6 protein-coding genes, 8 tRNA genes and 1 pseudogene are annotated in these 14,375 nt (G+C 43.1%); 2 read left to right on the top strand and 13 right to left on the bottom strand.

The genetic code is table 11. From position 1 onward, the window contains the following. Nucleotides 1-52 precede the first annotated feature (52 nt). Nucleotides 53-466: a 30S ribosomal protein S12 gene (rpsL, locus tag LPKJCM_RS01545; RefSeq protein ID WP_013728508.1), complete on the bottom strand. Its 414-nt coding sequence runs from the start codon at nt 464-466 to the stop codon at nt 53-55. 242 nt (nt 467-708) lie between these two features. Between rpsL and LPKJCM_RS01540 the strand changes: the two genes are divergently transcribed. Further along, entirely contained in the window at nt 709-1,398 is a 690-nt protein-coding gene (locus LPKJCM_RS01540) for a prepilin peptidase (RefSeq protein WP_057963415.1), read from the top strand. Nucleotides 1,399-1,463: 65 nt separating this feature from the next. Here the strand turns inward: LPKJCM_RS01540 and rpoC are convergent, their stop codons facing one another. The 12 genes from rpoC to LPKJCM_RS01475 form a co-directional block, all read right to left on the bottom strand. Further along, entirely contained in the window at nt 1,464-5,126 is a 3,663-nt protein-coding gene (rpoC, locus tag LPKJCM_RS01535; RefSeq protein WP_057963414.1) for a DNA-directed RNA polymerase subunit beta', read from the bottom strand. Between the two features lie 18 nt (nt 5,127-5,144). Then, nucleotides 5,145-8,762 carry a DNA-directed RNA polymerase subunit beta gene (gene rpoB / locus LPKJCM_RS01530; RefSeq protein ID WP_057963413.1) on the bottom strand — a complete coding sequence of 1,206 codons (3,618 nt, stop codon included), beginning with the start codon at nt 8,760-8,762 and terminating at the stop codon, nt 5,145-5,147. Nucleotides 8,763-9,008: 246 nt separating this feature from the next. Beyond that, nucleotides 9,009-11,501: an ATP-dependent Clp protease ATP-binding subunit gene (locus LPKJCM_RS01520; protein WP_057963412.1), complete on the bottom strand. Its 2,493-nt coding sequence runs from the start codon at nt 11,499-11,501 to the stop codon at nt 9,009-9,011. A gap of 15 nt (nt 11,502-11,516) precedes the next feature. Then, nucleotides 11,517-11,984, bottom strand: coding sequence for a CtsR family transcriptional regulator (locus LPKJCM_RS01515; protein ID WP_057963411.1), 468 nt, complete (start codon nt 11,982-11,984; stop codon nt 11,517-11,519). A gap of 512 nt (nt 11,985-12,496) precedes the next feature. Further along, a tRNA-Pro gene (locus LPKJCM_RS01510) sits at nt 12,497-12,570 on the bottom strand. Between the two features lie 60 nt (nt 12,571-12,630). Next, nucleotides 12,631-12,704 (bottom strand) — tRNA-Pro (locus LPKJCM_RS01505). A 25-nt stretch (nt 12,705-12,729) separates the two neighbouring features. Beyond that, nucleotides 12,730-12,803 (bottom strand) — tRNA-Arg (locus tag LPKJCM_RS01500). 46 nt (nt 12,804-12,849) lie between these two features. After that, nucleotides 12,850-12,921 (bottom strand) — tRNA-Gly (locus tag LPKJCM_RS01495). Nucleotides 12,922-12,925: 4 nt separating this feature from the next. Next, nucleotides 12,926-12,999, bottom strand: a tRNA-Thr gene (locus LPKJCM_RS01490). Between the two features lie 33 nt (nt 13,000-13,032). Continuing rightward, nucleotides 13,033-13,114: transfer RNA gene (locus LPKJCM_RS01485), tRNA-Leu, on the bottom strand. Nucleotides 13,115-13,132: 18 nt separating this feature from the next. Next, nucleotides 13,133-13,205, bottom strand: a tRNA-Lys gene (locus LPKJCM_RS01480). A gap of 2 nt (nt 13,206-13,207) precedes the next feature. After that, nucleotides 13,208-13,280, bottom strand: a tRNA-Val gene (locus LPKJCM_RS01475). 342 nt (nt 13,281-13,622) lie between these two features. Between LPKJCM_RS01475 and LPKJCM_RS13865 the strand changes: the two are divergent. Then, a pseudogene (locus tag LPKJCM_RS13865) lies at nt 13,623-14,351 on the top strand (helix-turn-helix domain-containing protein). Nucleotides 14,352-14,375: the final 24 nt, after the last annotated feature.

The raw sequence follows: 14,375 nt of genomic DNA, 5'->3' as shown, positions 1-14,375 counted from the left end.
TTATCCTCCTCATGATTCTATAAAACTAAATATTTAGATTGCATTAGTAAGATTATTCTTTAGGCTTCTTTGTACCGTATTTTGAACGACCTTGACGACGGTCCTGAACACCAGCGGTATCAAGTGCACCACGAATAACGTGATAACGAACACCAGGTAAATCCTTAACACGGCCACCACGGATTAAAACAACACTATGTTCTTGTAAGTTATGACCAATACCTGGAATGTAAGCCGTAACTTCAATTAAGTTAGACAAACGAACACGGGCATATTTACGTAAAGCAGAGTTAGGCTTCTTTGGTGTCATCGTACCAACACGGGTTGCAACACCTCGTTTTTGAGGGGCTGGAACAGTTACCTGCTTCTTTTTGAAACTATTGTAAGCATAGTTTAAAGCTGGTGACTTTGATTTTGAAGTTCTAGAATGACGTCCTTTACGGACCAATTGGTTAATTGTAGGCATCTAAAAAGTTCTCCTTTCGAAATTTCAATGTAAGTCCACACATCCAGGCGGTTCTTTTTTATGTAAAAAGAAATGTGTACCGCCCAACACTTTTTGTCATATACAGTCAGCATGTCTGAATATTCAGGAATCTGTCACAAAAAGCACCTTGTCTAATTTATCATGACTAACCAGTTGTGTCAATGAATCGCGTTGAATAATTTCAAACATAACAACGTACATAAGATGCAGAGGTAGAAAATATGATAATCATTCAATTTTTGCTGGGTGCAAGCCTGGCGTCGTTCTTTAATTTGGTTGCCATCAGAACGCAACGGGGCGAATCAATTGTCACACCACGATCGCACTGCGATAGTTGTGGCAGCCAACTGAGTAATTTTGATTTAATTCCCGTCTTCAGTTACATTATTTTAATGGGAAAGTGTCGATACTGCAAACAAAAGTTTTCTGCAGCCTGCTTTACCATTGAGCTGGCTGCCGGATCGGCCGCAGCCAGCTTAAATCTCTCCGTGATCAGTGGACTGTATGCGTGCACACTCATCATTTTAACGGCCCTCAGTTCTTTTGATTCTGTGAACCAACAAATTCCAACAAACGGAATTATTCTGCTGTTTGCTATTTCTGGATTATCAAACAGCCACCCGATCCAAGACATTTTAATTGCGGTGGTTGTTTATTTACTTGTCCAATTTCTAAACCACCACTTTCGTTGGATGGGAAGTGGCGACATCGACATCTACTTGTGTCTATGGTTATCATCCAATATTCCCAATTTACTTTGGCAAACATTTATTGCTTGCATTGCTGCCCTCCTTTACTTAATCGTCGCCCCGTGGCCCAAAGAATCTAAAATTCCTTTCGTTCCGTTCATCACCATTGGTTACTTTTTAACCAATCAGTATCAATCGTTCCTGTTACCACTCATTTCATAACAAAAAAAGGATTCCAGCTCTCTCGAGTTGAAATCCTTTTTATTTGATCGATTCAATTTAAATCATTATTTGGTCGTCTTACTCTTGTTAGCATCTTCAGCCTTCATTTTTTCTTCGAGCTGGCTAATTGAGTAAACCCCATCAGTTGAGGAGCTGCCGATTTCTTCGGGCTTAATTCCCCGGTAATCTGGCATACCAGTACCTGCAGGGATTAACTTACCAATAATAACATTTTCCTTCAAACCAACCAGTGGATCATTCTTACCACGAATTGCAGCGTCTGTAAGAACACGAGTTGTTTCCTGGAATGATGCAGCTGACAAGAAACTGTTCGTTTCAAGGGCAGCCTTGGTAATCCCAAGTAAGACAGGACGGGCAGTTGCCGGAATCCCACCATTAACAACCGTGTCACCATTGCTTGTCCGGAAATCATTAATGTCCATCAAAGTACCAGGCAATACATCAGTGTCACCAGGATCCATGATCCGGACCTTACGAAGCATCTGACGAATCATGATTTCCACATGCTTATCAGCCACTTCCACACCTTGCATTCGGTAAACTCTTTGAACTTCATGAAGCAGGTAATTTTCAGTTGAAAGCACATCTCTAACCTTCAACAGTTCCTTAGGATCAACAGAACCTTCATTAAGAGCTGAACCACGGTGAATATAATCACCTTCGGCAACTCTCATTCGAGCTGTGATCAGAACAGTGTAAGTTCGAGTATCAGATTCGCCTTTAATGGTAATCTCTTTGGTTCTTTCAGCCGGATTTTCTTCAATCGACTCAACGGTACCAGTAACCTCACTGATCTCCGCTTTACCTTTTGGATTACGTGCTTCAAAAATTTCTTGAACACGAGGAAGTCCTTGGGTAATATCGGCGTTACCAGCAACACCACCAGTATGGAAGTTACGCATCGTCAACTGGGTACCAGGTTCACCGATTGATTGAGCAGCAACAGTACCAACTGCTTCACCAACTTCAACCTCGTCACCAGTGGCCATGTTACGCCCATAACATTTCTCACAAACACCATGAATGGTGTTGCAAGTAAATGCGGAACGAATCGTCACTTCTTTAATGCCAAGATCATCAATCTTAGTTGCTTGATCCTCAGTAATCATGGTGTTTGCTGGAACAATCACATCACCGGTCTTAGGATTCTTAACGGATTTGTGAGCATAACGACCAACAATTCGATCGTACAATGGTTCGATCATTTCGTTACCTTCAGTAATCGCACTGATGGTCAGGCCACGATCGGTGCCACAGTCTTTCTCACGAACGATGACATCTTGAGCAACATCCACCAAACGTCGGGTCAAGTAACCAGAGTTGGCAGTCTTAAGGGCGGTATCGGTCATTCCTTTACGAGCCCCATGGGTTGAAATGAACATTTCCAAAACAGTCAGACCCTCACGGAAGTTTGAAGTAATTGGCAATTCCATGATTTCACCGTTAGGAGCGGCCATCAAACCACGCATTCCGGCCAACTGAGTAAAGTTTGAAATGTTACCACGAGCACCAGAATCACTCATCATAAAGATTGGGTTCTGTGGATCTTGGTTTTCCAACAGACGCTTTTGAATGTCGTCCTTGGCATCATTCCAAATGCCAATAACCCGTTCGTAACGTTCATGATCAGTAATCAAACCACGACGGAACTGTTTGGTAACCATATCCACCTTTTTGTGGGCGGCGTCAATAATTTCTTGTTTATCAGGCAACTGAGTGATATCAGTAATTCCAACGGTCAGACCAGACTTAGTTGACTCGTTGTAACCAAGATCCTTCATTCTGTCTAACAGGAATGAAGTTTCAGTCACTTTGTAGATCTTGTAAACTTCGGCAATGATATCACTTAAGAAACCTTTCTTGAACGGCAGGATTAATTTGGCATTCTTGAGGTGTTCATGAATGTCTTCTCCTGGTTCAAGGAAGAACTTGTCATCAACATATCCGTTCAAATTAGTTTCTGAAGGCTCGTTAATGTATGGGAAGTCTTCTGGCAAAATTTCATTGAAAATAATCTTACCAACAGAGGTTACCAGAATCTTGCCAAGTTGATCTTTGGTGAACGTCTTCTTTGGATATGCTGAGGCTTTAATACCGACACGGGTATGCCAATGAACGATTCCGTTCTTAAATGCCAGCTGGGCTTCATCAGGTGAGTTAAAGATCATTCCCTCACCTTCACGGCCTGCTTCTTCCATGGTCAGATAGTAGTTACCAATAACCATATCCTGAGAAGGGGTAACAACTGGTTTGCCATCCTTAGGTGCAAGAATGTGGCCAGCAGCTAACATCAGCAAACGTGATTCAGCCTGTGCTTCATCAGATAACGGAACATGGATCGCCATTTGGTCACCATCAAAATCGGCATTGTAAGCTTCACAAACCAACGGATGAAGACGCATTGACTTACCACTTACCAGAACGGGCTCGAATGCTTGAATTCCCAAACGGTGAAGTGTAGGTGCCCGGTTCAACAGAACTGGGTGTTCCTTGATAACATCTTCCAAAACACTGAAGACGTCGTCATCTTGACGCTCAATCTTACGCTTGGCGTTCTTAATATTAGAAGCCAAATTGCGACCAACCAGTTCCTTCATAATAAATGGCTTGAATAATTCCATTGCCATTGGAACTGGTAATCCCATTTGGTTCATCTTCAAATGAGGACCCACATCAATAACTGAACGGCCAGAATAATCAACCCGCTTACCAAGTAAGTTTTGACGGAATCGTCCCTGCTTACCTTTAAGCATGTGAGAAAGTGACTTCAATGGGCGGTTACCTGGTCCGGCAACTGGACGGCCACGACGACCGTTATCGATCAAAGCATCCACGGCTTCTTGAAGCATCCGCTTTTCGTTTTGAACAATAATGCCAGGTGCGTTCAGATCAAGCAATCTCTTCAAACGATTGTTACGGTTGATTACCCGACGGTACAAATCATTCAAATCAGAAGTGGCAAATCGGCCACCTTCAAGTTGAACCATTGGTCGTAAGTCAGGTGGGATAACCGGAATGGCATCCATTACCATCCATGAAAGTTCACTTCCGGATTGGACAAATGCTTCCAAAATGTCGAGTCGTCGAACGGCACGGGTCCGTTTTTGACCGGTTGCGTTCTTCAATTCATCTTTTAATTCGGTGACTTCTTTTTCAACATCAACATCGTCAAGCAGGGTCTTAATGGCTTCGGCACCAATTTGAGCTGAGAACCGGGGACCATATTCCTGCTTCTTTTCACGGTATTCACGTTCTGAAAGCAATTGCTTCTTCTCCATAGGGGTGTTACCTGGTTCAGTAACAACGTATGAAGCAAAGTAAATGATTTCTTCAAGTGCACGTGGGCTCATGTCCAAGACAAGGCCCATTCGACTTGGGATTCCTTTAAAGTACCAAATGTGAGTGACTGGAGCTGCCAATTCAATATGGCCCATTCGTTCACGACGAACCTTTGAACGAGTTACTTCAACCCCACAACGGTCACAAACGATTCCCTTATAACGGATCCGCTTGTACTTGCCACAGGCACATTCCCAATCCTTGGTAGGACCGAAAATCCGCTCATCAAACAAACCATCTTTTTCTGGTTTTAAAGTTCGGTAGTTAATGGTTTCTGGCTTTTTAACTTCGCCATATGACCAACTACGAATCTTATCAGGAGAGGCTAGTCCAATCTGCATACTTTCGAATTTATTAACATCGACCACTAGTTTGACCTCCCATTTCTAGTCATTACTGTTGTTAACGTTGGTTGATTTACTTGGTGTTTCAACTTGATCAGCAGGTTGTTTGGCTGCTTGATCTTCTTGTTCTTTCTTCTTGTCAGCCAATTTGCTCAATGCATCAACATTAACGACGTCGTCATCGTCATCAAGGTCACGAAGTTCAATCTCTTTATGGCTAGCATCGAGAACCTTCATATCAAGGCCTAATGATTGTAATTCCTTAACAAGAACTCGGAATGATTCAGGAACACCAGGCTTTGGAATTGGCTCACCCTTCACAATGGCTTCATAGGTCTTGACACGACCAACAACGTCATCTGATTTGTAAGTCAAGATTTCTTGGAGGGTGTATGCAGCACCATAAGCTTCAAGTGCCCAAACTTCCATTTCACCAAAACGCTGGCCACCAAATTGCGCTTTACCACCAAGTGGTTGTTGCGTAACTAATGAGTAAGGTCCAATTGAACGGGCATGAATCTTATCGTCAACCATGTGGGCCAACTTGAGATAATGCATGACACCAACGGCAATCTTCTTATCGAATGGTTCGCCAGTTCGGCCATCGTACAAGATGTACTTACCATCTGAAGGCATACCAGCTTCCTTAACGGCGTCCCAGATATCCTTATCACGGGCACCATCGAAAACAGGTGTTGCAACGTGGATGCCAAGTCTTCTGGCAGCCATTCCCAAATGGAGTTCCAAAACTTGTCCGATGTTCATCCGTGATGGCACACCCATGGGGCTCAGCATGATGTCAACGGGTGTTCCGTCAGGCAAGAATGGCATATCCTCTTCAGGAATAACAACAGAAACAGTACCCTTGTTACCATGACGGCCAGACATTTTGTCACCAACTTGAATCTTACGCTTCTGCGCGATGTAAACGCGGACCATCTTGTTAACACCAGGTGAAAGTTCATCCCCGTTTTCACGGGTGAAGATCTTAACATCCTGGATGATTCCGCCACCACCATGAGGAACTCTCAATGACGTATCACGAACTTCTCGTGATTTCTCGCCAAAGATTGCGTGAAGCAAACGCTCTTCAGCCGATAATTCAGTCACACCTTTAGGGGTCACTTTACCAACTAAGATGTCGCCATCATGAACTTCGGCACCAATTCGAACCGTACCATCTTCATCGAGGTTCTTCAACGCATCTTCACCAACGTTAGGAATTTCTCGAGTCATTTCCTCAGGTCCTAATTTGGTGTCACGGGTTTCTGATTCGTACTCTTCAATATGGATTGAAGTGTAAACATCATCCTTAACCAGACGTTCGCTGATTGCGATGGCATCTTCGAAGTTGTACCCTTGCCAAGTCATAAATGCAACAACGGGGTTTTGGCCAAGTGCCAATTCTCCGCCTTCCATTGATGGGCCGTCAGCTAAGATTTCGTCAGCATCAACTCTGTCGCCAACCTTAACGATTGGACGTTGGTTATAGTTCTTACCGCCATTTGAACGACGGAATTTCATTAATTTATATTTATCAAGTGACTTGTCGTCACGACGAACTCGAATTTCACGAGCATCAACGTATTCAACAGTTCCTTCATTCTTGCAAATCAGGGCAACCCCAGAATCATGAGCGGCCTTGTATTCGATACCAGTACCAACAAGTGGTGCATGAGGATCGATCAAAGGAACAGCCTGACGCTGCATGTTGGCACCCATCAAAGCACGGTTGGAATCATCATTTTCCAAGAAAGGAATACATGCAGTGGCCACAGCAACTACTTGCTTAGGTGAAACATCCATGTAATCAATCTTGTCGATACCGATTTCAATGTTGTTGGACTTATGACGAGCCATAACAATCTTGTTAACAAACGAACCATCATCATTCAATGGTGAGTTGGCCTGCGCAATAATAAAGTTATCTTCCTCGTCGGCAGTCAAATAATCAATTCGATCGGTAACCTTATGACTAGTCCAATCAACACGACGGTACGGTGTTTCAATAAAACCGTACTTGTTAACCCGGGCGTAACTGGACAAACTGTTAATCAATCCAATGTTAGGACCTTCAGGGGTCTCAATCGGACACATCCGGCCATAGTGGGTATAGTGAACATCCCGGACTTCATATCCGGCACGGTCACGAGTCAAACCACCAGGTCCAAGGGCAGACAAACGACGCTTATGAGTTAATTCACCAAGCGGGTTGGTCTGATCCATGAATTGAGAAAGTTGTGATGAACCAAAGAATTCTTTGATTGAGGCAACAACTGGTCGAATATTGATCAACTGCTGTGGTGTCACAGTTGAAGTATCCTGAATTGACATTCTTTCACGAACAACTCGTTCCATTCGTGACAGACCAATTCGGAACTGGTTCTGCAACAATTCACCAACTGAACGAATTCGACGGTTACCCAAGTGATCAATATCATCAATTGAACCAATGCCTTCTTGAAGGTTAAAGAAGTAGTTCATCGCTGAAATGATGTCAGCTGGGGTAATGTGCTTGAAGCTCAATGGAATATTATCATTACCGATTAAAGGAACCACTCGATCAGGATCGTTAACTGATTGAACTTTAATGATTTGAACAGTCATTGGTTCAGTCACAATGGCTTCGTCTGAAGGCGTAAAGGTATAAGCCTTAAATTCATCGTTATCAAGGAATGGTGCCAAGTCCTTCATAACGTCTTTTGTAACCACAGTGCCCTTTTGAGCAATCACTTCACCAGTGTCAGGGTCGGCAAGGGTCTCAGCCAATGTCAAACCTAACAGACGGTTCTTCAAGCTCAATTTCTTGTTGGTCTTGTAACGGCCAACGGGTGCCATGTCGTAACGTTTTGGATCAAATAAGCGAGCAGTCAGCAGGCTTCGTGATGAATCAGCAGTCTTAGGCTCACCTGGACGTAGTCGTTCGTAAATATCCTTAAGTGACTCTTCAACACGGGAATCGTCAGTATCTTTGTGAACATCCTTTTCCAAGGTCAAACCCAAACTGTCGTTGTCACCCAAGATATCAATGATTTCTGAGTCACTGCCAAAGCCAAGGGCTCTAATTAGTTCTGTTAAAGGAATTTTTCGTGTTCGATCAATTCGAACGTACGCGATATTTTTTGCATCGGTTTCAAATTCAAGCCAGGCACCTCTGTTAGGAATAACAGTCGTCCCAAATGAATCACGGCCATTCTTATCTTTATCAGCATGGTAATAGACGCCGGGTGAACGAACCAATTGTGAAACAATTACTCGCTCAGCACCATTAATAATAAATGTTCCTTGATCAGTCATTAATGGAAAATCGCCAAAAAATACATCTTGCGTCTTAATTTCGCCAGTCTCATGATTGGTTAATTTTAAGGTAATGTGAAGTGGAGCAGAATAGTTTGCTTCGTGTTCACGCGCTTCATCAACGGTGTACTTTGGTGTTAATAATTGATAATCGACAAACTCTAAAGAAAGCTTGCCCTGAAAGTCATCGATTGGCATAATGCCGTCGAAGGTTTCCTTAAGTCCCTCATGTAAAAACCAGTTGTAAGAATTAGTCTGGATTTCAATCAGGTTCGGTAAATCAAGCACTTCTTTAATTCGTGCATAACTTCGTCGGGTACGGTGTTTTCCATATTTAACTAAATGTCCTGCCAAGTTTTTCACCTCTCCAAAAATTCCGGAATCGAAATGTTACAGTTTGATTACAAATGCACTTTTTAGCACATCTGACCAGGTTTTGGGCAAAAAAAATCCAAAAACAAGACTTTCTTGCTTTTGGCTTTTTATGCAGGCCAACCCGGACAATAGATCGCGTCGACCATTTCGATTCACAACAAATACAGTTAAAAGAATAACAATTTATAGATGTAAAGTCAACCCTTTAGACCATGGTTCATTTTGAATCGCAATTTATTTTTTATCATTGACTAATGTTTTACGCTCCGGCTTCTTCACTGAAATGGTGATCTGGTTATTTCTACCACCAACAGTAACTGAGTCGCCAGGAACAATTTCTTTGGCAAGCAGCTTAGCGCTCAAATTATCTTCAAGCTCGGTTTGAATGGCTCTTCTGATTGGACGAGCACCGTACTCAGGATCAAAGCCACGCTTGGAAATAATGCCAATCGCAGTCTTGGTAATCTTGATATCAATCCCCTGATCATGAATTCGCTTGATAACTGGTTTGGCCATCAGGTAAACGATTTGGTCCAGTTCATCCTTGGTCAATGAGTGGAAGACAACCACTTCGTCAATTCGGTTCAGGAATTCAGGACGGAAGCGTTGCTTGAGGGCAGCTTGAATCGTGTCCTTCATGGCAGCGTAACCTTCCTTGGCATCCTCTTGCCCAAATCCAACGGTCTTCTTATCACGCAATGTTGTTGCGCCAAGGTTGGACGTCATGATAATAACCGTGTTGCGGAAATCAATCTTACGGCCCTTGGCATCCGTTAAGTAACCATCGTCAAGCACTTGAAGCAACAGGTTAAAGACGTCTGGATGAGCCTTCTCAACTTCATCAAAGAGAACAACTGAATATGGCTTTTGACGAACCTTTTCAGTTACTTGGCCGCCTTCATCGTAGCCGACGTAACCAGGCGCAGAGCCAATCAGACGACTGGTTGAGTATTTCTCCATAAATTCACTCATGTCAACCCGGATCACATCTTCTTCAGAACCAAAGACTGCTTCGGCGACCGCCTTTGCCAGCTCGGTTTTACCAACCCCAGTAGGTCCCAGGAACATAAAGGAACCGATTGGGCGATTAGGATCTTTCAACCCGCTTCGAGCTCGACGAATCGAACGGGAAACCGCTGAAATTGCCTCTTCTTGACCAACCACCCGCTTGTGGAGAATCTTTTCCAAGTTGACTAAGCGGTCAGCTTCGGTACTGCTCAAACGAGTCACTGGAATGCCAGTCCACTCACCCACAATTTCGGCAACGTCTTGTGGCGTTTCTTTAACTGGGTAGTGAGCATCCGCTGATTCTTCGTCAGCATCATTATCGGAAGCAAGTTCGTCCTGGAGTTGATTGGTTTGTTTACGAATCTTAGCAGCCTTTTCGTAATCTTGCGCAACCAAGGCTTCGTTTAACTCCGATAACAGATCAGACAACTTTTTATGATCGTCAACCGCATCTGACTTTTGAAGATGGTCGATTCGAACTTTGGCCGCAGCCTCATCCATTAAATCGATCGCCTTATCAGGTAAGAATCGGTCACTAATGTAGCGGTTAGAAAGGCTGACCGCCGTTTCAATTGCTTCGTCAGTAATTTCAACATGATGATGTTGTTCATACTTTGGTCGTAATCCTTTCAGAATCTCGACCGTTTCATCAGTCGTTGGTTCATCAACCATGACTTTGGCAAATCGGCGTTCCAACGCCGCATCGGATTCAATGTACTTTTGGTATTCATCCAAAGTCGTGGCGCCAATCAATTGAAGCTCACCACGAGCCAGTGCCGGTTTCAAAATATTGGAAGCATCAATCGCACCTTCAGCGCCACCGGCACCAATCAAAGTGTGTAATTCATCAATGAATAAGATGATATTGCCATCTTGGTAAATTTCATCAATGACTTTCTTTAAACGGTCTTCAAATTCACCACGGTATTTGGTACCAGCAACCAGTGAACCCATATCAAGCATCATTAAACGCTTCTTGGACATGTCACCGGGAACATCGCCACTGACGATCCGTTCTGCAAGACCCTCAGCGATGGCTGTTTTACCAACCCCAGGTTCACCAATTAACACCGGATTATTCTTAGTTCGACGAGCTAAAATTTGAACAACTCGTTTAACTTCCAAATCTCTGCCGACGGTCGGATCCAGGCGATCTTGACGAGCCATTTCAGTCAGGTCACGTGCCAGGGAGTCAATGGTAGGCGTCTTTGAATCAGCAGGCTTTTGCTGACGGCCACGTTGCTTGGAAGCCATATTGGAGGCCATTGAGCCGCCGCTGATCCCCATTTTTCGAAGGGTTACTTTTCTAATTTGTGATAGATCGAGTCCCAGGTTAATTAAAATGCGGGAAGATAAAATGGTCTCATCGGTCAGAAGGGAAAGTAAAATGTGTTCAGTCCCAACCTTTGGAACACCGTTTTTCTTAGCAAATTCTCCTGCTTGAGCCAAAACTTCCTTTGCCTTTGGAGAGTATGGTAGATAATCGTTACTGCTAAGGTCCTTAAGGTTGCCATAGCCGGCGAAACGTTCTACTTCTTCAGTGACATCTTCGGCAGTTACTGAGAACTGCTGAAGCGCCTTGTAGGCAATTCCGTTGGTCTCGACCAGTAAGCCCAATAAAAGATGTTCAGTTCCAATTGCTTGGTGCTTGAATTTCTTGGCTTGTTCTTGAGCAATGGTCAAAACGTTCTTAGCACTTGGCGTAAATAAATTATTCATAGATACCCTCTCTTTCTATCGTTCGTATCTCAGCCGATTTAAGATCGACACCATAATATTGGCACGTAAAATGTCGGTCAAATCGCTGTTGTTTAGGTCAATTGCATCTTTGTCAATCGCAGCTAATATGATGCTCACCTCGCGACGATTAATTAAGTCATTATTATATAACGTTTGAACGATCGTTTCACTATCCCGCTTCGATAATTTGTTGCCAATCGCTTCGATTAATGAGTTCAAAACATCGATGTCATCTAATAAATGAACTTTTTCTATTCTAATGTAGCCGCCACCACCACGTTTGCTTTCCACAATGTACCCATTTTGGATTGTAAAACGGGTGTTGATTACATAGTTAATCTGAGACGGTACAACGTCAAACAGCCCAGCAATTTCAGAACGACGAATTTTAACTTGCTCGTTGTCGGCAAGGATTTCTTTGAGATAATGTTCAATTAAATCAGAAATATTTTCGTCCGCCATGTCATCACCCAATTCTTTGACTAATATTGACTATTATTATACGAATGTGACGGGAAAGTGCAAGGAAAGTGTTTGAGAGTGTGACGAGGCCCTTTAGAAATTAAGCATCTGGCCCGTCGGAACATATTTTAAAGGCAGAAGGGAGCACTAAAGAGTCTGACAAACGTGTTTGAGCGCGACAAGGGCTGGGTGCCCCGGTTTCCAAGTGTACTTTGATTAAAGTCCCTGGTTTTGGGGCTTTGATCAAAGTACACTTGGAAGTTAGGGGAAAGCCCGTCGGAGCGTGTTATCAAAGTAGAAGGGTGCTAAAAGGGAAATAACGGCCGTGCCCTTATACAACCCAGAAACACATCTAAACCGCCATCCACAGTGCCAAAAATCAATTAACAAATTCATCGAAATCAGCACCAATGACCAACAATTAATGAGATATCAAAAAAAGCCAGAACCAACGTACAGTTCCGACCTCAAACACGATTCAGTTAATATTTATGTAATTTCCCACAAAAAAATCGGGAAAACAAGATTTGAACTTGCGACCCCTACGTCCCGAACGTAGTGCTCTACCAAGCTGAGCTACTTCCCGATGATTAAGTTCTATTAACTTAACGTTACCAATATACCATATGATCTATGTTAAAAAAAGTCGGGAAGACAGGATTCGAACCTGCGACCCCCTGGTCCCAAACCAGGTGCTCTACCAAGCTGAGCTACTTCCCGAAAAGGAATTCATTGCAATAAAAAATGCACCCAGTAGGAGTCGAACCTACAACCTTCTGATTCGTAGTCAGACACTCTATCCAATTGCGCTATGGGTGCATAATAAGTATTCAATTAGGTTACCTCAATCATAGTACTTGATTGAAGCGGAAGACGGGATTCGAACCCGCGACCCCCACCATGGCAAGGTGATGTTCTACCACTGAACTACTTCCGCAAAATGCCGACTAGACGATTCGAACGCCCGACCTCTTCATTACTAGTGAAGCGCTCTAACCAACTGAGCTAAGTCGGCAAAACATTTAAGTATTTAGGTAACTAGCACCTATGCGGGCGAAGGGATTCGAACCCCCACGTCATAAGACACTAGAACCTAAATCTAGCGCGTCTGCCAGTTCCGCCACGCCCGCATTGTAAAAAACTGGCAATGAGCCGTGGCAGTCTCGAACTGCCGACCCTCTGATTAAAAGTCAGATGCTCTACCAACTGAGCTAACGGCTCAATGGAGGATACAGGGATCGAACCTGTGACCTCCTGCTTGTAAGGCAGATGCTCTCCCAGCTGAGCTAATCCTCCATGAAACTAATGAATCAAATGTTGGTAGCAACATCATCAACACAACTATTAAATTTTACAATACCAATCAATTCAAGTCAAGATGAATTTTAAAAAATCATGATTGGTTAGCCGTTAGTTAATAATGTCTTTTTCCGACAAAAAATATTATATCCTATCTCGGAAAACATTGCTAGTCCAATTTTGAAATAATTGCATTTTTATTCGCGACTAACAAAAGAGACTGGGATAATAGGCGTTTAGATCCCAGAGTTTAACGAGAAAAAGCAATCATTGGCTATACTCCTTCTTGAGTAAACAAGCAAATAATTAAAGCTTGTTTACCTAGGAAGGAGTTTTTGTATGGGCCGAAAAGGGTCTAGATATACCTTAGAGGAAAAGCTCTTCTACATTGGTTTACTTCAAGACGGAACCGCAAACCCTCATCAAATAGAAAGTCAATATGGGCTTAAGCACGACCAAGTAAAACAGTGGTTAGAAAGGTATCAGATTAGAGGAGTTGATGGTCTTAAAAGAACCACAAAGCAACAATATTCAAAAGAATTCAAACTTGGCGTCATTCAGGAATATCTGGCCGGAGATACATCGTATTCAGAATTAACAAGAAAATACGAAGTTTCAAACGTTGGGGTTATCTCCCAATGGGTTTCCCGGTATACTAGTGGGAAATCACTAGATTCTAGTTCTACTAGGAGGAGACCCCGATTGAAGAATGGACGAAAAACCACCAAGCTTGAATGAATTGAGATTGCGGAATGGACAATTGCCCACGAAAAGCATTACACCGAAGCCGCCAATCATTTTGAAGTTTCGTATGGCCAGGTCTATAGCTGGGTTAACAAATATGAAAAAGATGGTGCGGACGGATTAGCTGATCGTCGTGGAAAAGCTAAAGAAGATAATGGTCATCTTTCTGAATTGGAAAAGAAGGACTTGGAGATTAAGCGTCTGAAGGCACGATTGGAATATGTTTCAACTGAGGCAGCTATTCTAAAAAAAATTCAGGAAATCGAAAGGAAGGATGCCCCCAACAAAAATATCAAGCCGTTCAAACACTCTCCCAAAAAGTAAATCCGGACACGAAACAGAAATATG

It is taken from the genome of Lentilactobacillus parakefiri (assembly GCF_002157585.1).
In the GTDB taxonomy this organism is placed as follows: Bacteria; Bacillota; Bacilli; order Lactobacillales; family Lactobacillaceae; genus Lentilactobacillus; species Lentilactobacillus parakefiri.
This window is presented reverse-complemented; position numbering and strand designations above follow the sequence as displayed.